We start from the raw sequence: 24,577 nt of genomic DNA on the forward strand, positions 1-24,577 counted from the left end.
TCGCACCGTCGCTCCCACAGGAAGTCGCGTTCCAAATGTGGGAGCGAGCCTGCTCGCGAATGGAGCAACTCGGTTACAGGGTCTTTTCGAAGATTTTCGAGTTGCGCTGATAGTTGTATAGCGATGCCCGTGCCGCTGGCAGTCGTTCAACGCTGCTTGGCTCGAACCCACGCTCGCGGAACCAGTGCGCGGTACGTGTGGTGAGAACGAACAAGGTCTTCAAACCCTGCGCCCGCGCACGGGTTTCGATGCGCTCCAGCAACTCATCACCGCGACCGCCATGGCGATACTCCGGATTCACCGCCAGGCACGCCAGCTCGCCGGCATCGGAGTCGGCAATCTGATACAGCGCCGCACAGGCGATGATCATGCCTTCTCGCTCGACCACGCTGAACTGCTCGATTTCACGCTCCAGCACTTCGCGCGAACGCCGTACCAGAATCCCCTGCTCTTCCAGCGGGCTGATCAAATCGAGCAAACCGCCGACGTCTTCAATCGCCGCCTCACGCACCAGTTCGAATTGCTCTTGCGCAACCAGTGTCCCGCCACCGTCACGGGTGAACAGCTCGGTCAGCAGCGCGCCGTCTTCGGCGTAACTGACGATATGGCTGCGCGCCACACCGCCACGGCAGGCTTCGGCGGCGGCATCGAGCAATTCCGCCTGATAGTTGCTGCTGCCCAGACGCTGCAAATGCGCCGGCACTTGCTGTGGACGCAATTCGCGCACCAACCGGCCGTTTTCATCGATCAGGCCGAGGTCTGCGCCGAACAGCAGCAGCTTGTCGGCGCCCAGATCGATGGCGGCGCGAGTAGCGACGTCTTCGCAGGCAAGATTGAAGATTTCACCGGTCGGCGAGTAGCCCAGCGGCGACAGCAGCACGATCGAGCGCTCATCGAGCAAGCGGTTGATGCCTTTGCGATCGACCCGGCGCACTTCGCCGGTGTGGTGATAGTCGACACCTTCGAGCACGCCGATCGGCCGCGCCGTCACCAGGTTGCCGCTGGCCACGCGCAGACGCGAGCCCTGCATCGGCGACGAAGCCATGTCCATCGACAGTCGCGCTTCGATAGCGATGCGCAACTGGCCGACGGCATCGATTACACATTCCAGGGTCGCGGCATCAGTGATGCGCATGCCGTGGTGGTAATGCGGAGTCAGGCCGCGGGCGGCGAGGCGGGTTTCAATCTGCGGGCGCGAACCGTGCACCAGCACCAGACGCACGCCAAGGCTGTGCAGCAGAACGATGTCGTGGACGATGTTGCCGAAATTCGGATGCTCAACGCCGTCGCCGGGCAGCATGACGACGAAGGTGCAGTCGCGGTGGGCATTGATGTAGGGGGACGCGTGACGAAGCCAATTGACGTATTCGGGCATGAACCTGGGCCTGTAATAAATAGCAGCCGGAAAAAGGGGCGAAACGAAAAACGCACAGCGGGCTGATGGTTATCGTCGGAACAGGCTTGGCGACACGCGCGCTCTCCTCATGAATACGGGTTGGATTCCCACTAATTTAACGACTACCCCCTGTAGGAGCTGCCGCAGGCTGCGATCTTTTGATTTTGATCTTCAAAACAAAATCAAAAGATCGCAGCCTGCGGCAGCTCCTACAAGGGAGGCGTTCAATGCTTCAGGCAGTAATGTTCAATCAGTTGCCGTAATAGATGCACGGTAGGCTGCAAACGTGACATTTCAAGGTACTCGCCGGGCTGATGCGCGCAGGCAATGTCGCCGGGGCCGAGGACGATGGTTTCGCAGCCGAGGCGCTGAAGATAAGGCGCTTCGGTGCCGAACGCTACTGCTTCGGCGCTGTGACCGGTGAGCTTTTCGGCGATGCGCACCAGTTCGGCGTCTTCGGACTGCTCGAACGACGGTACTTCCGGGAACAGCGGTTTGTAATCGATCTTCACCTGATGGCGCTCGGCCACCGGGTTGAGCTTGCGCAAAATCTCCGCGCGCAGGACTTTCGGGTCCATGCCCGGCAATGGCCGCAGGTCGAACTCCAGCGAACACTGGCCGCAGATACGGTTGGGGTTGTCGCCGCCATGAATGCAGCCGAAGTTCATCGTCGGTTGCGGCACGCTGAACTGCGGGTTGTTGAATTCACGTTGCCACAACAGGCGCAGGCCGCGCAGTTCGCCGATCGCATCGTGCATCGCTTCAAGGGCGCTGTGGCCCAGGCGCGGATCCGACGAATGGCCGCTCTGCCCGAGGATATCGATGCGCTCCATCATGATGCCTTTGTGCATGCGGATCGGCTTGAGCCCGGTCGGCTCGCCGATCACCGCCGCGCGGCCCAGCGGACGTCCCGCCTCGGCCAGCGCCCGGGCGCCGGACATCGAGCTTTCTTCATCGCAGGTGGCGAGGATCAGCAGCGGCTGTTTGAAAGGTTGATCGAGCAAAGGCTGCACGGCTTCGATGATCAGCGCGAAGAAGCCTTTCATATCGCAGCTGCCCAGACCGACCCAGCGGCCATCGACTTCGGTGAGCTTCAGCGGATCGGTCTGCCACAACGCATCGTCGTACGGCACCGTGTCGCTGTGCCCGGCCAGCACCAGCCCGCCGGGGCCGCTGCCGAAACTGGCGAGCAGGTTGAATTTGCCGGGGCTGACCTGCTGGATATCGCAGCTGAAACCCAGATCCCCCAGCCAGCCAGCGAGCAAATCGATCACCGCCCGATTGGATTGATCGAGGCTCGGTTGGGTACAGCTGACCGACGGCGCGGCGATCAGCGCAGCGAACTGGTCTTGCATGGACGGCAAAGGCATCGCTGACTCCAACTCCCGATTTGAAGTCCATCATAGAACCATCCGGCGTCAGGAATAAACCGCCGCAGGGCGTAGGACGAATCAGTCCTGTACACTGCACGGCCTTGGCAGCCACATATTCCCCGGCTGCGCTCCCGATCCTGGATTTTCCGGCCATGCAGAAAGAAACCGAAATCAAACTCCGCGTCAGCCGCGAAACCCTCGCCGCCCTGCGCGAGCACCCGCTACTGAAAAAACGCAACAAAAGTGGCTGGGAACGCCGTGAGTTGATGAACCAGTACTTCGACACCCCTGAGCGCGATCTGGCCCAGGCCAAAGTCGCCCTGCGCCTGCGCAAGGACGGTGACGAAGTGATTCAGACCCTCAAGACCCGTGGCCAGAGCGTCGCCGGTCTGTCCGAGCGTAATGAATACGACTGGAAGTTGCCGAAAGCCAAACTCGACGTGAAGAAACTCGACGGCGAATGCTGGCCCGAGTCGCTGGCCGAACTGGACAAGAAAACCCTCAAGCCGATCTTCACCACCGATTTCGTCCGCGAACGCGCCGAAATCGCCTGGGGCCGTGGCAAGACCAAAGTGGTCATCGAAGCCGCGCTGGATCTCGGTCACGTTGTAGTCGGCAAACAGAAAGAAGAAATCTGCGAGCTGGAACTGGAACTGCGCGAAGGCGAGCCTGCCGCGCTGCTGGAACTGGCTGCCGAACTGGCCGAAACCCTCGCGCTGATGCCGTGCGACATCAGCAAGGCTGAACGCGGTTATCGTCTGTACGACGCCAACAGCTATTCGCTGAGCCTGCCGGCGCCGGAGCTGACCGCGGAAACCCAGCTCGACGACGCCTTCGCTGCGCTGAGCTGGCACTTGCTCGGCAGCAGCCAGCGTCTGGCTGAACAATATCGTTTCAATGGCCACTGGCGCCTGTTGCTCGACTGGGTCGAGAACCTCGCCGAAATGCGCGCGCTGCTCAGCAGCCTCGGCCAGGCCGCACCGCGTCAGTCCACCCATGATCTGCGCGTTGCCCTGGATGCCTTGCTGGAAGACTGGCGCCCACTGGTGCAGGCCGGTATCGAAGACGAAGACGTGCGCAAAGCTGCGCCAGAGCAGTTCCTCGAAGAACTCGAAGACCCGCGCTGGGGCCTGTTCTCGCTGAGCACTTCGCGCTGGTTGCTGGCCCGTACCTGGACCGCCGACCGTAACGTACGTGGTAACCGTCAGGGCGGCGCGCAATTGCACAGCTGGTTGCCGCGCACCTTGGGCGAAGAAGCGACGGCCCTGCAATTGCAGCGTTATCAGCAGCAGCCGGAAGATCTGGCTGAGCAACTGCCGCGTATCGAACGCATTCAGGTCTGGCTGCACCACGCGCGCAACGTGCTGGAGATCCCGGAAATGGATCGCTTGTACGGCGAGCTGAACAAGCTGGCGCAACTGGCCAACGAGCCGACGATCACTGACGAACTGCTCGATGCGCGCAAGCAGCAGGCGATTGCGGTTTACCAGAATCGCGCATGGAAAATGCTCCTGCGCATGTAACACCCCTGTGGCGAGGGGATTTATCCCCGTTGGCGCGCGCAGCGGCCCCGCTTTTATTGAAGAGCTGGGGCTGCTTCGCAGCCCAACGGGGATAAATCCCCTCGCCACAAAGGCCCGCCGTACTAAACCGGGAGGCTGGTCGTGGATTTGATCTCCGACAACGCCACAATCGAATTCACTTCCTGTATCCCCGGCACCAGCGACAGCTTTTCAAAGAAAAACCGCTCATACGCCTCGATGTCCGCCGCGACAATGCGCAACAGAAAATCCACTGCGCCCATCAGCACGTAACACTCCAGCACCTCCGGAAACCCGCGAATCGCCTCGGTGAACTCGGTGAAGTTCGAGCGTCCGTGCGCGTTGAGTTTGATCTCGGCGAAGATCTGCGTGTTCAGGCCAATCTTCTTGCGATCAAGCAAGGCCACCTGGCCACGAATGATCCCCTCTTCCTTCATCCGCTGAATCCGCCGCCAGCACGGCGATTGCGAGAGGCCCACCTGTTCGGCGATCTGCGCACTGGACAGTGAAGCGTCCTCTTGCAGCAGGGCGAGTATCTTGCGGTCGTAGCTGTCCAGCTCGCTGTGCATAAAAAAACCTCCAATCTAATTCCTTGCGAATTGATTTAGTCGATCAATCGCCAATAACGCCGATCATAGCCAAGAAATGCCCGCCACTGAATGTAAAAATTCCTCCAGTTATTTTGGAGACCCACCATGCCGCATCTTGAAGCCGTGAACAGCGCCCCGCACCGCGCCGACGTCTGGAACGTCAGCAACGCCCACTGCCTGGCGCAATATCAGATCCTCGCCGAAGCCGAGCCGGACTTGCTGGTGCGCGTGCTCAACCTGTTCGCGTTGCAGTTCCTCACGCCGGAACAGGTCAACGTGCAGCGGATGGACGACTTGCTGTCGATCGACATCGTCATGGGCGGTTTCAGCTGGCATCGCGCGCAAGTGATCGCGGAAAAACTTCGTAACCTGATCAGCGTCTGCTCGGTGAATCTGCAAAATGCCGACAGCGCTTGGGATGGCCGTGCACAAGCGGCCGGCTGACAAATCCGGCAACGGCTTCGTCGGGTAGTGGCCCAACGGTCTGCGCGGCCACGACTATCCTTTTGCGCAATGTCGCTCAAAAGGAAGCCCGCATGTCCGTTCAACTCGCCACTCAGGACCGCAGGCTCGAACTCAACGATGTGTTGCGTGAACTGGTCGCCCAGGGGTTTATCTGCCAGGAGTCGGCGGAGCAGGCGCTGAATGCCCGTCGCCGGCACGCCGCCCATGGCCAGATGCATCCGCTGGAATTCATCGCCAGCCAGCAACTCGACGACCTCAGCCGTCCGGGCAAACACCTCGACCTCGAAAGCCTGACCCTATGGCTGGCGCAACAGGCCGGCCAGCCGTATTTGCGCATCGACCCGCTGAAGATCAACGTCGCCGCGATCACCCCCTTGATGTCCTACGCCTTTGCACAACGGCACAGGATTCTTGCGGTAGCGGTCGACCGCGATTCGGTGACCGTGGCCAGCGCCCAGCCCTACGTCAATGCCTGGGAAGCCGACCTGACCCATGTCCTGAAGCTGCCGATCAAACGGGTGGTGGCCAACCCGGCGGACATCCAGCGTTTCAGTGTCGAGTTCTTTCGCCTGGCGAAATCGGTCAGCGGCGCCAGCAATGCTGATCAACAGGGTGGCAACCTCGGCAACTTCGAGCAGTTGCTCAACCTCGGCGCCAGCGATCAGGAGCCGGACGCCAACGACGCGCACATCGTCAACATCGTCGACTGGCTGTTCCAGTACGCCTTCCAGCAGCGCGCCAGCGATATCCACATCGAGCCCCGGCGCGAGCAAGGCACGGTGCGCTTTCGCATCGATGGCGTGCTGCACAACGTCTATCAATTCCCGCCGCAGGTGACCATGGCGATCGTCAGTCGCCTGAAAAGCCTCGGGCGGATGAACGTCGCCGAGAAGCGCAAACCCCAGGACGGCCGGGTCAAGACCAAGACCCCGGACGGCGGCGAGGTGGAGTTGCGGTTATCAACGCTGCCCACCGCGTTCGGCGAAAAAATGGTCATGCGGATTTTCGACCCGGAAGTGCTGCTCAAGGATTTCGATCAACTGGGCTTCAGCGCCGACGACCTGCGGCGCTGGCAGGACATGACCCGCCAGCCCAACGGCATCATTCTGGTCACCGGGCCGACCGGTTCGGGCAAGACCACCACGCTCTACACCACGCTGAAAAAACTGGCAACGCCGGAGGTCAACCTCTGCACCATCGAAGACCCGATCGAGATGGTCGAGCCGGCGTTCAACCAGATGCAGGTGCAGCACAACATCGACCTGAGCTTCGCCGCCGGCGTGCGTGCGCTGATGCGGCAAGACCCGGACATCATCATGATCGGCGAGATCCGCGACCTCGAAACCGCTGAAATGGCGATTCAGGCCGCGCTCACCGGGCATTTGGTGCTTTCAACGCTGCACACCAACGACGCACCCAGCGCGATCAGTCGGCTGCTCGAACTCGGCGTGCCGCATTACCTGATCAAAGCCACCGTGCTCGGGGTCATGGCCCAGCGTCTGGTGCGCACCCTGTGCCCGCACTGCAAGGCGCCGCTGACCCTGGAAGAGGAAGACTGGCAAACCTTGACCCGCCCTTGGCAGGCACCGCTGCCGAGTCATGCGCAACGCGCCATCGGCTGTCTCGAATGCCGCGACACCGGCTATCACGGCCGTGCCGGGGTGTACGAAATCATGCAACTGAGCGATAGCCTGAAAGCCTTGATCACCCCGGACACCGACCTCACGGCGATACGGCGCCAGGCCTTCAAGGAAGGCATGCGCAGCCTGCGCCTGTCCGGCGCGCAGAAAGTCGCGGCGGGCCTGACCACAGTTGAAGAGGTGCTGCGGGTGACGCCGCAGAGTGAGCTGAAATAGCCCGTCATGGAACTGGATCGGGGGATTGGCAATCCAACGCCGTAGTTAACCCCCAGGAGTCACCTCATCATGCGTCTCAAACTTGCTGTCGCCACGCTGGCCTTGCTGTCCCTTCCCGTTGGTTCGGCCATGGCGGACAGCTTTTGGCGTAACGTCATTTCGTCCGGTGCGACCACAGGTTCCACTTACCTGACCTTCAAGGATCACAAGCTGATCATTGCCGCGCAGGATGACGCTGGCAGCTTCGTCGCCAGTGACGGCGGCATTCGCGGGCCGTATCTGGAAGCGGCGATGCAGAAAGTCCGCGCCGACAATCCGGGCCTGCAGGCCACGGACATGGAATTGGCCAATGCGATTCTGGCGAAGAACGCTGTGGCTTCCGAGTAACAAAAATGCCGCTCAAACGAGCGGCATTTTTTTGCCCGGATTTGCGCCTCAAACGCGACCTCCTGCATGGGATCTGTGTGCTCTGCGAGGTCAGCGGTAATCGTCCACCGGGACGCACGCGCAGAACAGATTGCGATCCCCATAAACGTTATCCACCCGATTCACCGCCGGCCAGTATTTGTGTGCCTTGGTGTGCGCATCCGGGGTAATGCCCTGCTCGATGCTGTAAGGCCGCTCCCAAACCCCGGTGACATCCGCCAAGGTATGCGGCGCGCGTTTCAGCGGGTTGTCTTCCGCCGGCCAGTTGCCGTTTTGCACTTCGCTGATTTCCGCACGAATACTCAACATGGCACCGATAAACCGGTCCAGCTCAGCCTTGGATTCACTCTCGGTCGGTTCGACCATCAACGTCCCCGGCACGGGGAAGGACATGGTCGGCGCGTGAAAGCCGTAATCCATCAAACGCTTGGCGACGTCCTCCTCACTGATCCCGGTCTGCGCTTTCAATGGCCGTAGATCCAGAATGCATTCATGCGCGACCCGCCCGTTGCGCCCGGTATACAGCACCGGGAACGCGCCGGATAAATGCTGCGCCAGGTAATTCGCCGCGAGGATCGCCACCTCGCTGGCATCGGCCAATTGCGGGCCCATCATGGCGATGTACATCCAGCTGATCGGCAAAATGCTCGCACTGCCCCACGGCGCCGCGCTGACCGCGGTGTTCTGCGGATGCGGCCCGTCAATCGGCACCACCGGGTGATTGGCGACGAACGGCGCCAAATGAGCGCGCACGCCAATCGGCCCCATGCCCGGACCGCCACCGCCGTGAGGAATGCAAAAGGTCTTGTGCAAATTCATGTGCGAGACATCGGCACCGATGTCCGCCGGCCGCGCCAGTCCGACTTGCGCGTTGAGGTTGGCGCCGTCCATGTACACCTGGCCGCCGTGCTTGTGGATAACTTCGCAGATTTCGCTGATGCCCTCCTCGTACACACCGTGGGTCGACGGATAGGTCGCCATCAGGCACGACAACTTAGCCCCCGCCTCGGCAGCTTTGCTCTTGAGATCTTCAAGATCAACGTTGCCAGCCTCGTCGCACTCAACGATCACCACCCGCAACCCGACCATTTGCGCCGAGGCCGGGTTGGTGCCATGGGCCGACGAGGGAATCAGACACACATCGCGCCCACCCTGCTGCCGGCTCTCGTGGTATTTGCGGATCGCCAGCAGCCCGGCGTATTCGCCCTGCGCACCCGAGTTGGGCTGCATGCAGATCGCATCGAAGCCGGTGATCGCGCACAGCCAGTGCTCCAGTTCCTCGATCATCAAGGTGTAGCCGACAGCTTGCTCGCGGGGCACAAACGGGTGCAGGTTGGCGAATTGCGGCCAGGTAATCGGGATCATTTCGCTGGTGGCGTTGAGTTTCATGGTGCAGGAGCCCAGCGGGATCATCGACTGGTTGAGCGCCAGATCCTTGTTCTCCAGTTGCTTGAGGTAACGCAGCATCTCGGTTTCGCTGTGATGGGCGTTGAACACCGGGTGGCGCAGATACGCGGTTTTGCGCTGGAGGTTGTCGGGGATCCCGGAAACCAGAACTTCGGCGTCGAGATCGTCGACGCTCAGTCCATGATCAGCGCCCAGAAGGACATCGAACAGTTTGCCGACCGTGGTTTCATCAGAGGTTTCATCAAGGCTCAGCCCGACTCGACCACGCCCGAGAATCCTCAGGTTGATCTGCGCAGCCTGGGCGCTGTCGATGATCGCGGTTTGCGCACCGCCGACTTCCAGCGTCAGCGTATCGAAAAACTGTTCGTTGACCCGTTTGATCCCGTGACGCTCAAGCCCTGCCGCCAGGATGCAGGTCAACCGATGCACGCGCTGGGCGATACGTTTCAAGCCTTGCGGCCCGTGATACACCGCATAGAAACTGGCGATATTGGCCAACAGCACCTGCGCCGTGCAGATGTTCGAGTTGGCCTTCTCCCGGCGAATATGTTGCTCGCGGGTTTGCAGGGCCATGCGCAGCGCCACGTTGCCTCGGGCATCTTTCGACACACCGATGATCCGCCCCGGAATCGCCCGTTTATATTCCTCGCGGCTGGCAAAGAATGCGGCATGCGGCCCGCCGTAGCCCATCGGCACACCAAAACGTTGCGACGAGCCGAATACCACGTCGGCGCCCAGTTCACCCGGTGGCGTCAGCAACAACAGGCTCAACAGATCGGTTGCAACGCAAGCCAACGCCTGCTGCGCGTGCAGATGATCGATCAACGGCCGCAGATCGCGGATCTCACCGTGGGTGTCGGGATACTGCAGCAGCGCGCCAAACACCTGGTGCCGTTGCAAGTTATCCACAGCGTCGACGATCAGCTCGAAGCCAAAGCCTTCGGCACGAGTCCGCACCACGGAAAGGGTCTGCGGGTGGCAGTTCTCATCGACAAAAAACAGATTGCTCTTCGACTTCGCCACGCGTTTGGCCAGTGCCATGGCTTCGGCAGCTGCGGTGGCCTCATCAAGCAATGAGGCATTGGCCAGTTCCAGCCCGGTAAGGTCAATGGTCAGTTGCTGAAAATTCAGCAACGCTTCGAGTCGGCCTTGGGCAATTTCCGGCTGATACGGCGTGTAGGCGGTGTACCAGCCAGGATTTTCGAGGACGTTGCGCAAGATTACGGTTGGCGTGAGAGTGCCGTGGTAGCCCATGCCGATCAGGCTGGTCCAGAGCTGATTCTGCTCCGCGTAACCGCGCAGCCTGGCCAGCGCGGCTTGCTCGTCGAGCGCCGGCGGCAGATCCAGCGCGCGGTTGAAACGGATCCCGGGCGGTACGGTTTGTTCGATAAGTTCGACCCGACTGCCGAGGCCGAGGCTGTCGAGCATGGCCTGCTGTTCGGCGGCGTCGGGGCCGAGGTGACGGCGCAGAAAAGCGTCGGGGTCGCGTAACTGGCTCAGGGACGGCAACTGGGACATGACGGGCTCTCTCTTGGCTGGCGCTCGGCGTCAATGCAACACGGTCAAACCAGCATAGCAGCCGATACCGACGCACACGGCTTGGCGGCCGAGGGTGTTCCGGGCCATGCTGTGGCGCCTGCTTCAGGCGTTCAACCCGCGGATGATCAAAGCCTCATGAGCCCACTGCCGTTCCTGCCATTCTCCAAACCCGTCATTGATGAAGCGACAATTGCCGCCGTCGGCGACGTCCTGCGCTCCGGCTGGATCACCAGCGGGCCGAAGGTGCAGGCGTTTGAAGCACAACTGTCGGAATACTTTGGCGGCCGCCCGGTGCGCACCTTCAATTCCGGCACCTGCACCATGGAGATCGCCTTGCGCATTGCCGGCATCGGCCCCGGCGACGAGGTGATCACCACGCCGATTTCCTGGGTGGCCACCGCCAACGTGATCCTTGAGGTGGGCGCCACGCCGGTATTTGCCGACATCGATCCGCTGACCCGCAACATCGATCTGGATCAGCTTGAAGCGGCAATCACGCCACGTACCAAAGCGCTGATTCCGGTGTATCTGGCCGGTTTACCGGTGGACATGGATCGCCTCTACGCGATTGCCCGCAAACACAACCTGCGCATTGTCGAAGACGCCGCGCAGGCCTTGGGATCGAGCTGGAATGGCCAGCGCATTGGCGCTACCGGCGATTTCGTGTCGTTCAGTTTTCAGGCGAACAAGAATGTCACGTGCTCCGAGGGCGGTTGCCTGGTGCTGAATACCCCCGAAGAGGCGCGACTGGCGGAGAAGTACCGCTTGCAGGGCGTCACCCGCAACGGCTTCGACGGCCTGGACGTCGATGTGCTGGGCGGCAAGTTCAACATGACTGACGTTGCAGCCACCATCGGCCTCGGGCAATTCGCTCATATCGAAAGCCTGACCGCGCATCGGCGTGAACTGGCCCGCCACTACTTCAAATGTTTCGGTGATGACTTCGAAGCTGTTTATGGCGCGCAACTGCCGCCGGCGGACTTCACCCACAGCAACTGGCATCTGTTTCAGCTGGTATTGCCAGAACGTGCAGATGGCTTGCCGGCGCGGGCGATTTTCATGGAGCAGATGCAGGCGCAGGGTATCGGTATCGGCTATCACTACCCGCCGATTCATTTGTTGAGTCTGTACCGCGAGCGCGGTTTCAAGGAAGGGATGTTGCCGGTGGCCGAGCGGGCCGGACGACTGATCGTGTCGCTGCCGATGTTTACCGCCATGTCCAAGGACGACGTCGAACGCTCGGTGGCCGCAGTAAAAACCGTCCTGCATCGCACCCTGTAGGCGCTGCCGCAGGCTGCGATCTTTTGATCTTGTCTTTTATAAAATCAAAAGATCGCAGCCTGCGGCAGCGCCTACACGTACGCGGATTACTCGCCGATGGCGGCTTTGTAGGCAGCAGCGTCGAGCAGCTTGTCCAGCTCAGTCGTGTCGCTTGGCTTGATCTTGAAGATCCAAGCGCCGTACGGGTCGGAGTTCAGCAGTTCCGGGGAGCCGCTCAGCTCTTCGTTGATCGCGATGACTTCACCGCTGATCGGCGAATAGATGTCGGAGGCGGCTTTCACCGACTCAACGACACCGGCCTGATCTTCAGCGGCAAAGACCTTGCCCACTTCGGTCAGCTCGACGAACACCACATCGCCCAGCGCTTCCTGCGCGTGATCGCTGATGCCCACGGTGACGGTGCCGTCGGCTTCCAGACGTGCCCATTCATGACTTTCGGCAAAACGCAGGTCGGCAGGGATATCGCTCATCTTCGGTGTCCTCGAGAAATTGTCAGCGGTCGTGCCCGCCGGAAAAGGTTAGATCAAAGTTTTGCCATGGCGTACGAAGGTCGGTTTGACCACCCGTACCGGGTACCATTTGCCACGGATTTCCACTTCGGCGCGGTCGGCGGTTGCCATCGGAACACGCGCCAGGGCAATCGATTTGCTTAGCGTAGGAGAGAAACTACCACTGGTGATCTCCCCTTCGCCAACATCGGCGATACGAACCACCTGATGGGCACGCAAGACACCGCGCTCTTCGAGCACCAGGCCGACCAGTTTGTGCGCAACACCGGCGGCTTTTTCCGCTTCCAGCGCGGCGCGGCCAATGAACTGGCGTGTGGCCGGTTCCCAGGCAATGCTCCAGGCCATGTTCGACGCCAGCGGCGAAACGTCCTGATGAATATCCTGGCCGTAGAGGTTCATCCCGGCTTCGACGCGCAGAGTGTCGCGGGCACCGAGGCCAATCGGGGAAATGCCGGCACCGACCAGATCGTTGAAGAACCCCGGCGCCTGATTGGCCGGCAGACAGATTTCCAGACCGTCTTCACCGGTGTAACCGGTGCGGGCAATGAACCAGTCACCGTCGGTGTAGCCTTCGAAGGGTTTCAGGTGCTGGATCAGCGTGGCGCGCGATTGGGTGACCAGTTCGGCGATTTTCTGCCGGGCCTGCGGGCCTTGAATGGCGAGCATCGCCAGCTCGGAGCGCTCGTGCAGTTGCACGTCGTAACCGCCGAGCTGGGCATTCATCCACGCCAGATCCTGATCGCGGGTGGAGGCGTTGAACACCAGGCGATAAGCGTCATCGAGACGGTAGACAATCATGTCATCGACGATGCCGCCATGCTCGTTGAGCATGGTGCTGTACAACGCACGGCCGGGGCGATGCAGGCGCTCGACATCATTGGCCAGCAAATGCTGAAGCCAGGCCTTGGCCTGGGTGCCGGTGACGTCGATCACGGTCATGTGGGATACATCGAACACCCCGCAATCGCGGCGCACTTCGTGGTGCTCCTCGACCTGCGAGCCGTAATGCAGTGGCATGTCCCAACCGCCAAAATCGACCATCTTCGCGCCGAGGGCGAGATGCAGGTCATAGAGAGGCGTACGCTGTCCCATGGGTTTCTCCTTCCGGGCGTGGCGAAGGTGCGGACAGCCGCTGCACGGGTGAAAGCCTTGAAATAGAAGGCTCTCAGCCGATTTCAGCGAACGGGTCTGTCAGACGAACCGCACCGAATGCCGCGCATTGTAGCCGCATGATTCAGGACTGACGACTAAGTGTTTCGGTGCGCCGAGCGCCGGATCAGGCCGATGACCGGCAACAACCCGACCAGAACCAGGGTCAACGCCGGCAACGAGGCCCGCGCCCATTCGCCTTCGCTGGTCATTTCGAAGATCCGCACCGCCAGCGTGTCCCAGCCAAACGGGCGCATCAGCAGGGTCGCGGGCATTTCCTTGAGCACATCGACGAATACCAGCAACGCCGCGCTCAACGTGCCGGGCAGCAAAAGTGGCAGATACACTTTGAAAAACAGTCGTGGCCCACTGACTCCGAGGCTACGTGCTGCTTCGGGCAAAGATGGCCGTATACGCGCCAGACTGTTTTCCAGCGGGCCATAAGCGACCGCGATAAAGCGCACCAGATAAGCCATCAGCAGTGCAGCCAGACTGCCGAGCAACAGCGGTTTGCCTGCGCCACCGAGCCAGCCCGAAAGCGGAATCACCAGCTCGCGATCCAGATAACTGAACGCCAGCATGATCGACACCGCCAGCACCGAGCCCGGCAGCGCGTAGCCGAGGTTGGCCAGGCCAACGCCGGAGTTGATCGCCGGCGTCGGCGCCAGTCGCCGGGCGAACGCCAGCAGCAGCGCGACGCTGACGGTGATCAACGCGGCCATGCCACCGAGGTAGAGCGTGTGGACGATCAGCCCGACGTAACGTTCATCGAGATCGAAACGGCCGCGCTGCCAGAACCAGACGATCAGTTGCAGCATCGGAATGACGAAGGCGCAGGCGAAGACCAGGCCGCACCAACTCATCGCCGCGAACGCCTTGAATCCACGCAGGTGGTACAACGCCTTGATCCGGGGCCGCTCGTTACTTGCCCGATTCGCGCCGCGCGCACGGCGTTCACCGTACAGCACCAGCATTACCACCAGTAGCAACAGGCTGGCCAGTTGCGCCGCGCTCGACAGGCTGAAGAAGCCGTACCAGGTTTTGTAGATCGCCGTGGTGAAGGTGTCGAAGTTGAACACCGACACCGCGCCGAAATCCGCCAGGGTTTCCATCAGCGCCAGCGCCACACCGGCACCGATGGCCGGACGCGCCATCGGCAACGCCACACGCCAGAAAGCCTGCCATGGCGATTGACCGAGCACTCGCGCAGCTTCCATCAGGCCTTTGCCTTGGGCGAGAAACGCGGTGCGCGCCAGCAGGTAGACGTAGGGATAGAAGACCAGCACCAACACGATAATCACCCCGCCGGTGGAGCGTACCCGGGGAAGACGCAGGCCGCTGCCGAACCATTCACGCAGCAGGGTTTGCACCGGGCCGGCAAAATCGAGCAGGCCGACGAAGACGAAGGCCAGCACGTAGGCGGGGATGGCGAACGGCAGCATCAGCGCCCAGTCGAGCCAGCGCCGGCCGGGGAATTCGCAGAGGCTGGTGAGCCAGGCGAGGCTGACGCCGAGCAGGGTTACGCCAACGCCAACGCCGAGTACCAGCGTCAGGGTGTTGCCGAGCAGGCGCGGCATCTGGGTTTGCCACAGGTGCGACCAGATTTGTTGATCGATGGTCTGCCAGGAGAGCAGCAGAACGCTCAGGGGCAGCAGCACCAACGCGGCGATGGCGAAGACGATGGGGTACCAGCGGCGTTGGGCGGGGTGGGCCACTTTTGGGTCTCTGGAGGGAATGGGGTGTTCTTGGATGAGGTGTTTCAGGTTGAGATTGCTGCCCTCACCCTAACCCTCTCCCAGAGGGAGAGGGGACTGACCGAGGTGCTCTTTCGATTTACGCCGACCTGAAATATCGAGCCGAACTCAAGTGTCGAAAACAACACAAGCCGGCTCCCTCGCCCTTGGGAGAGGGCTGGGGTGAGGGGCTGGTTTTTGAATCAAACAAATCTTTCGAAACGATTCAGTTCCAACCCGCCCGATCCATCATGCGGATCGCCTCAGCCTGACGCTTGCCCGCCACTTCCACCGGCAACGTATCAGCAATGAACTTGCCCCACGCCGCCACTTCCTGCGAAGGCGCCACCGCCGGGTTGGCCGGGAACTCCTGGTTCACGTCGGCAAAGATCTTCTGCGCTTCCGGCGTGGTCATCCACTCAACCAAAGCCTTGGCGGCTTCCGGGTGCGGCGCATGTTTGGTCAGGCCGATGCCCGACAGGTTCACATGCACGCCGCGATCGGCCTGGTTTGGCCAGAACAATTTCACCGGCAGCTCCGGCTTCTGCTTGTGCAGGCGACCGTAGTAGTAAGTGTTGACGATGCCAACGTCGCACTGGCCGGCGTTGATCGCTTCGAGCACAGCGACGTCATCAGAGAACACGTCGGTCGACAGGTTGTTGACCCAGCCCTTGAGGATTTCCTCGGTCTTCGTCGCGCCGTGAACTTCGATCATGGTCGCGGTCAGCGACTGGTTGTAGACCTTCTTCGCCGTGCGCAGGCACAGGCGCCCTTCCCAGTTCTTGTCGGCCAGCGCTTCGTAAGTGGTCAGTTCGCCCGGCTTCACGCGTTGGGTGGAGTAAGCGATGGTCCGCGCGCGCAGGCTCAGGCCGGTCCATGCGTGGGTGGACGAGCGATATTGCAGGGGAATATTGGCGTCGATGGTTTTCGAGGTGAATGGCTGCAGGATGCCCATCTGCTCGGCTTGCCAGAGGTTGCCGGCGTCGACGGTGAGCAGCAGGTCGGCGGTGGCGTTTTCACCTTCGGCCTTGATGCGCTGCATCAGCGGCGCTTCCTTGTCGGTGATGAACTTGATCTTCACCCCGGTCTTGGCGGTGTAGGCATCAAAGACCGGTTTGATCAGCTCATCGATGCGCGACGAGTAAACCACCACCTCATCAGCGGCCTGGACCGTTGTGCTGCCGATCAGGGTCAGGGCCAGTGCGGTCAGAAGACGCTTGGGTGCCAACATGGGAGTGGTCTCTCGGTCGGGAAATGTGGGCCAAATGATAAGGACTCACATTTACCACCTCAATCGAACTCTTTTTGAAGGAGTTACCAGATGTTGCACAGTTGACCACACCCCCTGTAGGAGCTGCCGAAGGCTGCGATCTTTTGATCTTAAAAACAACATCAAAAGATCGCAGCCTTCGGCAGCTCCTACAGGGGAACGCATTTCAAATGCAGGAGTGAGCCCGCTCGCGATGAGGTCAGCAGCAACAACGAAAATCTCAGGGTTTGGCGAGGGCCGGAAGATCACCGGTCAACCCGAGGGCTTCGCGCACAAACAATGCTTTCGCCTCGGGCATCTGCTCCACCAGCTTCAACCCGGCATTACGCAACCAGCGCACCGGCAACGGATCCGCCTGAAACAACCGCTCAAAGCCCTCCATCGCCGCCATCAGCGCGAGGTTATGCGGCATGCGCCGACGCTCGTAACGGCTCAGCACTTTCACATCCGCCAGACGCTCACCGCGCTCCGCCGCTTGCAACAGCACTTCGGCCAGCACCGCCGCATCAAGGAAACCAAGGTTCACACCCTGCCCCGCCAACGGGTGAATGGTGTGCGCCGCATCGCCGATCAGCGCCAGCCCTTGCGCCACATAACGTTTGGCATGACGCTGACGCAGCGGCACGCACAGTCGCGGATCAGCGCTGATCACTTCGCCGAGACGCCCCTCAAAGGCGCGCTCCAGCTCTCGGCAGAAAGCCGCTTCATCCAGCGCCATCAAGCGCTCGGCTTCGCTCGGTGTGGTCGACCAAACGATCGAACACCAATCCTGCTGCCCGTCACGCTCCAGCGGCAAAAACGCCAGCGGCCCGTGATCGGTGAAGCGCTGCCATGCAGTCATCTGGTGCGGTTTGCTGCTGCGCACGCTGGTGACAATGGCGTGATGCAGGTAATCCCACTCGCGAGTCGCCACGCCGGTCAGCCGGCGCACGGCCGAGTTGGCGCCGTCAGCGGCAATCACCAGCGGAGCGCGTAGCTGACGACCATCGGCCAGCGTCAGCAGCCAGTCATCGCCCGAACGGCGCATCTGTTCCAGCCGCGCATTGGCGAGCATGCCCAGATCGCAATCGTGCAAGCGATCGAGCAAGGCATCCTGCACCACGCGATTTTCAACGATATGGCCGAGCACTTCGGCGTGCACGCTGCTCGCCGAGAAATGAATCTGCCCGGTGCCGCTGCCGTCCCAGACGTGCATGTCGGTGTACGGGCTGCTGCGGCGTTTGGCGATGCCGTCCCAGACGCCGAGGCGTTCGAGAATCCGCTGGCTCGCCGCTGACAACGCGCTCACGCGCGGTTCAAACGCAGCGTCGGCGTCGAAGGGTTTAACGCTCAGCGGGCTGCCATCGAGCAGCAGGACTTCCAGCCCGCTGTCCTGTAACGCCAACGCCAGGGCGCTGCCGACCATTCCGGCTCCGACTATCAGCAGATCTGCGCGCATTTCCATGCTTTAAGCCTGTCTCGCTTGCGGCTTGAGCCGCACGTAAAGGGTTTTCCCGACCCGCGCCACCAGATTGCCGGCGCCGTCATGAATGTCGACCTGCAACTGCGGCAGGTATTTCTCGCCATTGGCGGTCTGCCGGCGGATCTCGCCGAGCAAGGTTTCGTCGATGGAGAACCGGGCGAACACCGGGCCTTTGCCCGGCGCGATGAAATCGATGTCGGCAGCCTTGTCCCAGACGATATATTTCGAGCCGAGGTTTTCCATGAGCATCAGCATGAAAAACGGATCGACCATCGAATACAGGCTGCCACCGAACTGAGTGCCGACGTAGTTGCGGTTGTACCAGCCGAGACCCATCGACACCTGAACATCGCGGAAGTCATCGCTGATGTGCCGAACGTGCACGCCAGCACCGAGGTACGGCGGGTAAAACGTCATCACCCAGCGCATCAACCGCGCTTTGCCGAATTTTCTAGTCAACCACTTAAGCATCCGGACGCGTCCCCAACCCCATGGCCTGCCGCGCAAACCAGCGTTTAGCTGGCGGCAGCAAATCGAGACCAAGCAAACCGATGTTGCGCCCCAGCGACACCAGCGGCTGCGTGCTGCCGAACAGGCGTGTGACCTGATCGGAGAAGCCGACGGTGAGATCCTGATCAAGACGCTGACGCTCGCGATAGGCCTGCAACGTGGCGAAATCGCCCAGCGGCTTGTCGCTCGCCAGCAACGCAGCAGCCAGGGCATCGGCATCGCGCAGTGACAGGTTGAAACCCTGCCCGGCAATCGGATGCAGGCTGTGCGCCGCGTTGCCGAGCACGGCCAGATGCGAGCGCACCTGTTCTTCGGCCTCGACCAGCGTCAGCGGATACAAATGCCGCACGCCGACCTGTTTCAGCGTACCGAGGCGGTAACCGAACACGCCCTGCAATTCGCTGAGGAAATCGCGTTCGCTCAGATCGGCCAGACGCTGCGCGTCCATACCCAGACGGGTCCAGACCAAGGCGCAACGGTTGTCCGGGAGCGGCAGCAGCGCCATTGGCCCTTCGTCGGTGAAGCGCTCGAAAGCCATGCCGTTGTGCGCTTCGCTCGGGGTGATGTTGGCGATCAGCGCGCTTTGGTTGTACGGACGCTTGCGCACGTTGATGCCCAGCTGTTCGCGCAGACCGGAACGACCGCCATCGGCGAGTACGGCGAGGTCGCATTCCAGCGTGGTTTCATCGTTGAGGGTCAGGCGATAGCCGTCGGGCAGCGGTTCCATGCGCGTGACTTCCGCCGGGCAGCGCCAGCTGATCACGTCTTTATCAACGTGCTGCCACAGGCAATGGCCGAGCCAGGCGTTTTCCACCACATAACCAAGTGCCGGTACGCCCTCTTCCATCGCCGACAGACGCGCGGTGGAGAAACGGCCACGATCAGAGACGTGAATCTGCTTGATCGGCTCGGCGCGGCGGGAGATTTCCTGCCACACGCCCAAGCGTTGATAAATCTGCCGCGAGCCAAAGGACAGCGCCGACGAGCGCGCGTCGTAGCTTGGCTGCCAGCTGTCGCCGGGGGCGAACGGCTCGATCAGCACGATCTTCCAGCCACGCGCCTTGGCCCCGGCCTGCAGGGCCAACGCCAGACTGGCGCCGACCAGACCGCCACCGATGATTGCCAGATTGACTCGACTCATGCCGCGTGTGTCCTTGCTTGCGCCATCAGCGCTTCGATTTCAGCGACGGTTTTCGGTACGCCGGTGGTGAGGATTTCACAGCCTGTCTTGGTCACGACCACGTCGTCCTCGATGCGCACGCCAATGCCGCGCCATTTCTTCGCGACGTTTTGATTGTCCGGGGCGATGTAGATACCCGGCTCGACGGTCAGCGCCATGCCGACTTCCAGCACGCGCCATTCGCCGCCGACCTTGTACTCGCCGACGTCGTGAACATCCATGCCCAGCCAGTGGCCGGCGCGGTGCATGTAAAACGCTTTGTAGGCTTCGCTGGCAATCAATTCGTCGACTTCACCTTGCAACAATCCGAGCTTCACCAAGCCTGTGGTGATCACCCGGACCGTGGCTTCGTGCGCCTGATTCCAGTGCTTGTTCGGGGCGATTTCGGCGAATGCGGCTTCTTGCGAGGCCAGTACCAATTCGTAGATCGCTTTCTGTTCGGGCGAAAACTTGCCGTTGACCGGCCAGGTGCGGGTGATGTCGCTGGCGTAGCAGTCAATCTCGCAACCGGCGTCGATCAGCACCAGATCGCCGTCCTTGAGCAACGCGTCATTCTGCTGGTAATGCAGGATGCAGCTGTTGCGCCCGGCGGCGACGATCGACCCGTAGGCCGGCATCTTCGCTCCGCCCTTGCGGAATTCGTAATCGAGTTCGGCTTCGAGGCTGTACTCGTGAAGCCCGGCCCGACTGGCTTGCATCGCGCGAATATGCGCCTGCGCCGAGATCCGCGCGGCTTCGCGCATCACCTTCACTTCTGCCGCCGATTTATACAGGCGCATGTCGTGCAGCAGATGATCCAGGGCAACGAATTCGTTCGGTGGCTGCGCGCCGAGGTGCGCCTTGGAGCGGATCACGTTGATCCAGTCCATCAGGTGGCGGTCGAATTCGGGGTTGCTGCCCATCGCCGAATACACCCGGTCGCGACCTTCGATCAGGCCCGGGAGAATGTCGTCGATGTCGGTAATCGGGAAAGCGTCGTCAGCACCGAAGTCGCGGATAGCGCCTTCCTGACCTGCGCGCAAGCCGTCCCACAATTCACGTTCGGCGTTGCGTTCACGGCAGAACAGCACGTACTCACCGTGCTCGCGGCCGGGCATCAGGACAATGACAGCCTGCGGCTCGGGAAAGCCGCTGAGGTACTGGAAGTCGCTGTCCTGGCGGTAGACGTGCTCGACGTCGCGGTTGCGAATCGCCACCGCGGCGGCGGGCAGAATCGCGATGCTGTTGGGTTCCATCTGCGCCATCAGGGCCTTGCGGCGACGGCTGTACTCCGCTTTGGGGATATGGGTCATGGGCAGATGGCTTTCCCTGGCACGCGATTAATGCAGCGACGGTTTGGCGGCTGGCGGCACGTCGGCCTTCCGGGTTTCCGAGAACAGCAGCAGCGGCGCGACGCGCAGGTATTCCATGACTTCCATGTAGTCGCTCTCGCCGTCATCGGATTCTTCCAGGGCGTCTTGCACCTGGGAGATGGCGGCCAGATCCTGCAGCACTTCAGTCGCTTCAGTGCTGAGCATGCTGCTGTCGCGGCAGTTCAGGCCGAAACCGCTGAGGAAGCCCTGGCACCACTCGCCCAGTGCAGCGGCGCGCTCGGCCAGTGGCGCGTCATCGATCGGCAGCAGCAGAACGACAGTGACGTCGTCACCGGTCAGTTCGCCTTTGACCATCTCCTGCAGGCCGATCAGGGCGTTGCGGACGTTGTCCTGGATGTCGCCTTCGAGCAGTTCGGCGGCGTCGATCAACCAGCCTTCGTTATCGAAGCCGGCACCGGCGCAACTGCGTCCGAGCAGCACGCCATGCAGTTCGGCAGGCGAGACGTTGTGGCCGCTGGAAGTCAGCAGGGTGGCAAAGGCTTGGTACGGGGAATTCGCAATGGTCATGGGCAGCTAGGCGCCAGACGGCGCTATGTCTAGAATGAAGGCCTTGTATCCTACATCGACAGACTCGCCAAGACTATTAAAGGCTGTCCGCCAGCTATCCCATCAGACAGACTCCAACTCAGTGGACACAATGGAAGACACCGACCTGCAAGCGCTGATGGCCAGACTCGAACTGCTGATTGGCCGAGTCGAGCAACTAAAGAGTCAAAACGCACTCTTACTAGCTCAGGAAAAAACCTGGCGCGAGGAACGCGCTCACCTCATTGAAAAAAACGAAATCGCCCGGCGTAAGGTCGAATCGATGATTTCGCGCCTCAAGGCCCTGGAGCAAGACTCATGAGTTCAAGCAATAGCGTCACCGTGCAGATCCTCGACAAAGAGTATTCGATCATCTGCCCGCAGGAAGAACGCAGCAATCTGGTCAGCGCCGCGCGCTACCTCGATGGCAAGATGCGCGAGATCCGCAGCAGCGGCAAAGTCATCGGTGCCGATCGCATTGCTGTGATGGCCGCGTTGAACATCACTCACGACCTCTTGCACAAAGAAGAGCGACCGGACATCCAGGCCAGTGGTTCGACCCGTGAACAGGTGCGCGACTTGCTCGATCGTGTCGATCTGGTGCTCGCCGACGATCAGACCACCACCAAGGGCTGATTCGATTGGCCGCTTGCGGTATACTCGCGGCACTCCCTGGGGTGCTTGCCAGTTGACGATGTCCCTGAGCCGATTCGCACTACCCTGGAAGTTGCACGTTGGGCTGGTGTGCATGTCCGCTAGACGGAAAGCCTTAAAGTCTACTGCATCTTCCACCTTGAACTTTCGGGTTCAAGGGCTAAGTTGACAGCGGTTCATCCGGGGAGCCTGATTCGAATCCGATGTCGGTGAAAACCGCCATCGGATTTTTTATGCGTACGTTTTCGTCCAACCTGCCGAAGCCGAACCATGACCGAACCCGCGCTGCTGCCCCGCCCGCAACTCCGCCGCCTGCTGCGCAAGGCACGTCGCTCGCTGAGCAAAAGCGAGCAACGCGAGGCCGCCAAAGGCCTCTACCGGCAATTGGCACAAGACCCGCAGTTTCGCCGGGCGAAACATATCTCTCTGTATTTACCCACCGACGGTGAAATCGATCCGCGCCTGCTGCTGCGTGAAGCGCAGCGTCGGGGCAAGTCGACTTATCTGCCGGTACTCAGCGCCTGGCCGCGAACCAAAATGGTTTTCCAACGGATTCGCCCCGGCGAGAAACTCAAACCCAATCGCTTCCGTATTCTTGAGCCACGGGCGAATCTGGCGCAGCAACGCAAGGTCTGGGCGCTGGATCTGGTGTTGTTGCCTTTAGTTGGATTTGACGATGTCGGCGGGCGACTGGGCATGGGCGGCGGTTTTTATGATCGCAGCCTGGCGTATCTGGCCCGCCGCAAGGGCTGGCGCAAGCCGACGCTGTTGGGGCTGGCCCATGAATGTCAGAAGGTCGAGCGATTGGCGCAGGCAACCTGGGATGTACCGTTACAAGGCACGGTCAGCGACAAGGCGTGGTATTTCGCAGGATAGGACGCCGCGCAGATCAGCGGCGTCGAAAAGGCAGTATCAGCGCTTGAAAGCTGTCGACTGTTGAACCTGTTGCGCGACTTCGATCGGCGCGTCAGCCTTGGTTGTCCACAGACTTTGCGCGTAACCGGTGGTCACCACGCCCAAGCCAAACAAAATTACCAAAGTCCATAGTAAATCCGGTTTGCGTTTCATCGATTGCCCCCCTCAAGGCACATCATCACGATGACAGCAGCGGTTTCCGTTCGTAGGCCGTGCAGCAGCGTCAAGCTTTAAAGGCCGGCATTTTGCGACAACGTGAACCTCTGCGCAAACGCTGACGTCAACCGACCGTCGGTTTGTCATAAAATTGCCCGACAACCTGCCCAATGACCGTTTCAGGAGCACAAGACATGGCCTATTGGCTGATGAAATCCGAACCCGACGAACTCTCGATCAAAGGTTTGGAAAAGCTTGGCAAAGCGCGCTGGGACGGGGTTCGCAACTATCAGGCACGTAACTTCCTGCGCTCGATGGCGGTGGGTGATGAGTTCTTTTTCTACCATTCCAGCTGCCCGGAGCCGGGAATTGCCGGAATCGGCAAGATAATCGAGGCGGCGTACCCGGATCCCACCGCACTGGAGCCGGAAAGTCATTACTTCGACCCGAAGGCAACGCCAGAGAAGAATGCGTGGAGTGCGATTGACGTTGAACACGTCGAGACGTTTGCGCGGGTGTTGAAGCTGGACTATCTGAAGCAGCAGACCGCGTTGGCGGAGATGCCGTTGGTGCAGAAGGGTTCGAGGTTGTCGGTGATGCCGGTCACACCTGAACAGTGGGCGGCGGTAATTGCACTCAAACCCTGAGGAATATGTTGCTTGAAACATCGCCATCGCGAGCAGGCTCACTCCTACAGGGGAACGCATTCCAACTGTAGGAGTGAGCCTGCTCGCGATGAGGCCAGCCCGGACAAATGACTTATTGAATGATCAGGTTGTTGAACAACAGATCTTCAACCACCGGTTTGCCGGTCTCGTCATTCATCACTTGCTGGGTCTGCTTCAAGGCTTCCTGACGCAGCTTCTCTTTACCTTCGATGCTGCCCATCGCCTCGGTCGTCTGTTGAGTAAACAGCGCCACCAGCTGATTGCGGATCAACGGTTCGTTGGCCTTGACCAGTTTCGCCGACTCCTCGCCAGTCACGCGCAGTGCCACGTCGGCCTTGTAGACCTTGAGCTTCGGCGTGCCATCCAGCCCATAGTTACCCACGAACGGCGGGCTCAGCGTGATGTAGCTCACCTTCGGCGCTTCGCCTTCTTTGGCTTCTTCGGCCAGCGCTGCCACAGGCAGAGACAGGGCCAGCAACAACATGATCCACGCTTTCACAATTCGCTCCTTATCCGGTTTGCGGCCTAGCATAACGACACGGCGCGCAAGCACAAGCTTATGGCTGACTATCAGGGTCGGGCATGCTCGTTGACCCGTT

24 protein-coding genes and 1 other RNA gene are annotated in these 24,577 nt (G+C 60.9%); 10 read left to right on the forward strand and 15 right to left on the reverse strand.

Annotated features, from left to right (window positions below; translation table 11 throughout):
• Window positions 1–73 precede the first annotated feature (73 nt).
• Together argA and argE are read right to left on the reverse strand one after the other, a co-directional pair.
• Window positions 74–1,375, reverse strand: coding sequence for an amino-acid N-acetyltransferase (gene argA, locus ACIPZE_RS03665; protein ID WP_095186912.1), 1,302 nt, complete (start codon window positions 1,373–1,375; stop codon window positions 74–76).
• A 245-nt stretch (window positions 1,376–1,620) separates the two neighbouring features.
• On the reverse strand, window positions 1,621–2,766 hold the full coding sequence (gene argE, locus ACIPZE_RS03670) for an acetylornithine deacetylase (RefSeq protein WP_400771447.1): 1,146 nt from the start codon (window positions 2,764–2,766) through the stop codon (window positions 1,621–1,623).
• Between the two features lie 155 nt (window positions 2,767–2,921).
• Between argE and ACIPZE_RS03675 the strand changes: the two genes are divergently transcribed.
• Window positions 2,922–4,292, forward strand: coding sequence for an inorganic triphosphatase (locus ACIPZE_RS03675; RefSeq protein WP_129395978.1), 1,371 nt, complete (start codon window positions 2,922–2,924; stop codon window positions 4,290–4,292).
• A 122-nt stretch (window positions 4,293–4,414) separates the two neighbouring features.
• On the opposite strand, the gene ACIPZE_RS03680 is transcribed toward ACIPZE_RS03675, so the two are convergent.
• Window positions 4,415–4,879, reverse strand: a complete 465-nt coding sequence (locus tag ACIPZE_RS03680; RefSeq protein ID WP_400771449.1) for an Lrp/AsnC family transcriptional regulator — start codon at window positions 4,877–4,879, stop codon at window positions 4,415–4,417.
• 126 nt (window positions 4,880–5,005) lie between these two features.
• Here ACIPZE_RS03680 and ACIPZE_RS03685 point away from each other — a divergent pair, with 126 nt between their 5' ends.
• The 3 genes from ACIPZE_RS03685 (at window position 5,006) to ACIPZE_RS03695 (ending at window position 7,608) form a co-directional block, all read left to right on the forward strand.
• Entirely contained in the window at window positions 5,006–5,344 is a 339-nt protein-coding gene (locus ACIPZE_RS03685) for a hypothetical protein (RefSeq protein WP_283438417.1), read from the forward strand.
• Window positions 5,345–5,436: 92 nt separating this feature from the next.
• Window positions 5,437–7,221, forward strand: coding sequence for a GspE/PulE family protein (locus tag ACIPZE_RS03690; protein ID WP_400771451.1), 1,785 nt, complete (start codon window positions 5,437–5,439; stop codon window positions 7,219–7,221).
• A 66-nt stretch (window positions 7,222–7,287) separates the two neighbouring features.
• Window positions 7,288–7,608, forward strand: coding sequence for a DUF2388 domain-containing protein (locus ACIPZE_RS03695; RefSeq protein ID WP_171057234.1), 321 nt, complete (start codon window positions 7,288–7,290; stop codon window positions 7,606–7,608).
• A 90-nt stretch (window positions 7,609–7,698) separates the two neighbouring features.
• Here the strand turns inward: ACIPZE_RS03695 and gcvP are convergent, their stop codons facing one another.
• On the reverse strand, window positions 7,699–10,572 hold the full coding sequence (gcvP, locus tag ACIPZE_RS03700) for an aminomethyl-transferring glycine dehydrogenase (protein WP_283438416.1): 2,874 nt from the start codon (window positions 10,570–10,572) through the stop codon (window positions 7,699–7,701).
• A gap of 156 nt (window positions 10,573–10,728) precedes the next feature.
• Here gcvP and ACIPZE_RS03705 point away from each other — a divergent pair, with 156 nt between their 5' ends.
• Entirely contained in the window at window positions 10,729–11,874 is a 1,146-nt protein-coding gene (locus ACIPZE_RS03705; RefSeq protein ID WP_283438415.1) for a DegT/DnrJ/EryC1/StrS aminotransferase family protein, read from the forward strand.
• 86 nt (window positions 11,875–11,960) lie between these two features.
• Here ACIPZE_RS03705 and gcvH read toward each other — a convergent pair whose 3' ends face one another.
• From gcvH to ACIPZE_RS03750, 9 genes are all read right to left on the reverse strand, one after another.
• Window positions 11,961–12,344 carry a glycine cleavage system protein GcvH gene (gcvH, locus tag ACIPZE_RS03710; RefSeq protein ID WP_283438414.1) on the reverse strand — a complete coding sequence of 128 codons (384 nt, stop codon included), beginning with the start codon at window positions 12,342–12,344 and terminating at the stop codon, window positions 11,961–11,963.
• Window positions 12,345–12,392: 48 nt separating this feature from the next.
• Complete coding sequence (gene gcvT, locus ACIPZE_RS03715) at window positions 12,393–13,475, reverse strand: glycine cleavage system aminomethyltransferase GcvT (protein WP_283438413.1); 1,083 nt, start codon at window positions 13,473–13,475, stop codon at window positions 12,393–12,395.
• A gap of 155 nt (window positions 13,476–13,630) precedes the next feature.
• Window positions 13,631–15,247 (reverse strand): ABC transporter permease, encoded by a 1,617-nt coding sequence (locus tag ACIPZE_RS03720; RefSeq protein WP_400771456.1) that lies wholly within the window; start codon window positions 15,245–15,247, stop codon window positions 13,631–13,633.
• A 244-nt stretch (window positions 15,248–15,491) separates the two neighbouring features.
• Window positions 15,492–16,496: an extracellular solute-binding protein gene (locus ACIPZE_RS03725; protein ID WP_400771458.1), complete on the reverse strand. Its 1,005-nt coding sequence runs from the start codon at window positions 16,494–16,496 to the stop codon at window positions 15,492–15,494.
• Between the two features lie 259 nt (window positions 16,497–16,755).
• The gene (locus ACIPZE_RS03730) at window positions 16,756–17,973 is read right to left on the reverse strand and encodes a 2-octaprenyl-3-methyl-6-methoxy-1,4-benzoquinol hydroxylase (RefSeq protein WP_400771518.1); all 1,218 of its coding nucleotides are present in this window, start codon (window positions 17,971–17,973) and stop codon (window positions 16,756–16,758) included.
• A gap of 9 nt (window positions 17,974–17,982) precedes the next feature.
• Window positions 17,983–18,468 (reverse strand): DUF4442 domain-containing protein, encoded by a 486-nt coding sequence (locus tag ACIPZE_RS03735; protein ID WP_400771461.1) that lies wholly within the window; start codon window positions 18,466–18,468, stop codon window positions 17,983–17,985.
• Window positions 18,461–19,648 (reverse strand): 2-octaprenyl-6-methoxyphenyl hydroxylase, encoded by a 1,188-nt coding sequence (gene ubiH / locus ACIPZE_RS03740; RefSeq protein WP_400771463.1) that lies wholly within the window; start codon window positions 19,646–19,648, stop codon window positions 18,461–18,463. The genes ACIPZE_RS03735 and ubiH overlap by 8 nt, the downstream gene beginning before the upstream one ends.
• Window positions 19,645–20,979 carry a Xaa-Pro aminopeptidase gene (gene pepP / locus ACIPZE_RS03745; protein ID WP_129395990.1) on the reverse strand — a complete coding sequence of 445 codons (1,335 nt, stop codon included), beginning with the start codon at window positions 20,977–20,979 and terminating at the stop codon, window positions 19,645–19,647. The genes ubiH and pepP overlap by 4 nt, the downstream gene beginning before the upstream one ends.
• Window positions 20,980–21,006: 27 nt before the next feature.
• Window positions 21,007–21,567: a YecA family protein gene (locus ACIPZE_RS03750; RefSeq protein ID WP_283438408.1), complete on the reverse strand. Its 561-nt coding sequence runs from the start codon at window positions 21,565–21,567 to the stop codon at window positions 21,007–21,009.
• Window positions 21,568–21,697: 130 nt separating this feature from the next.
• On the opposite strand from ACIPZE_RS03750, the gene ACIPZE_RS03755 reads away from it, so the two are divergent.
• The 4 genes from ACIPZE_RS03755 (at window position 21,698) to ACIPZE_RS03770 (ending at window position 23,115) form a co-directional block, all read left to right on the forward strand.
• Entirely contained in the window at window positions 21,698–21,907 is a 210-nt protein-coding gene (locus tag ACIPZE_RS03755; RefSeq protein ID WP_007911197.1) for a TIGR02449 family protein, read from the forward strand.
• The gene (locus tag ACIPZE_RS03760; protein ID WP_007911195.1) at window positions 21,904–22,221 is read left to right on the forward strand and encodes a cell division protein ZapA; all 318 of its coding nucleotides are present in this window, start codon (window positions 21,904–21,906) and stop codon (window positions 22,219–22,221) included. Before ACIPZE_RS03755 ends, ACIPZE_RS03760 begins: the two co-directional genes overlap by 4 nt.
• 30 nt (window positions 22,222–22,251) lie before the next feature.
• Window positions 22,252–22,430: non-coding RNA, 6S RNA (gene ssrS, locus ACIPZE_RS03765), on the forward strand.
• 79 nt (window positions 22,431–22,509) lie between these two features.
• Entirely contained in the window at window positions 22,510–23,115 is a 606-nt protein-coding gene (locus ACIPZE_RS03770) for a 5-formyltetrahydrofolate cyclo-ligase (protein WP_400771466.1), read from the forward strand.
• A 36-nt stretch (window positions 23,116–23,151) separates the two neighbouring features.
• Here ACIPZE_RS03770 and ACIPZE_RS03775 read toward each other — a convergent pair whose 3' ends face one another.
• Entirely contained in the window at window positions 23,152–23,307 is a 156-nt protein-coding gene (locus ACIPZE_RS03775; RefSeq protein WP_008081430.1) for a hypothetical protein, read from the reverse strand.
• Window positions 23,308–23,504: 197 nt separating this feature from the next.
• Between ACIPZE_RS03775 and ACIPZE_RS03780 the strand changes: the two genes are divergently transcribed.
• Entirely contained in the window at window positions 23,505–23,957 is a 453-nt protein-coding gene (locus ACIPZE_RS03780) for an EVE domain-containing protein (RefSeq protein WP_127930177.1), read from the forward strand.
• Between the two features lie 112 nt (window positions 23,958–24,069).
• Here ACIPZE_RS03780 and ACIPZE_RS03785 read toward each other — a convergent pair whose 3' ends face one another.
• A complete protein-coding gene (locus ACIPZE_RS03785; protein WP_034151993.1) occupies window positions 24,070–24,477 on the reverse strand; it encodes a flagellar basal body-associated protein FliL in 408 nt (135 codons plus the stop codon).
• Window positions 24,478–24,577: the final 100 nt, after the last annotated feature.

Origin of the sequence: Pseudomonas sp. NPDC089741 (assembly GCF_044748825.1) — a bacterium.
Taxonomy (GTDB): Bacteria; Pseudomonadota; Gammaproteobacteria; order Pseudomonadales; family Pseudomonadaceae; genus Aquipseudomonas; species Aquipseudomonas helmanticensis.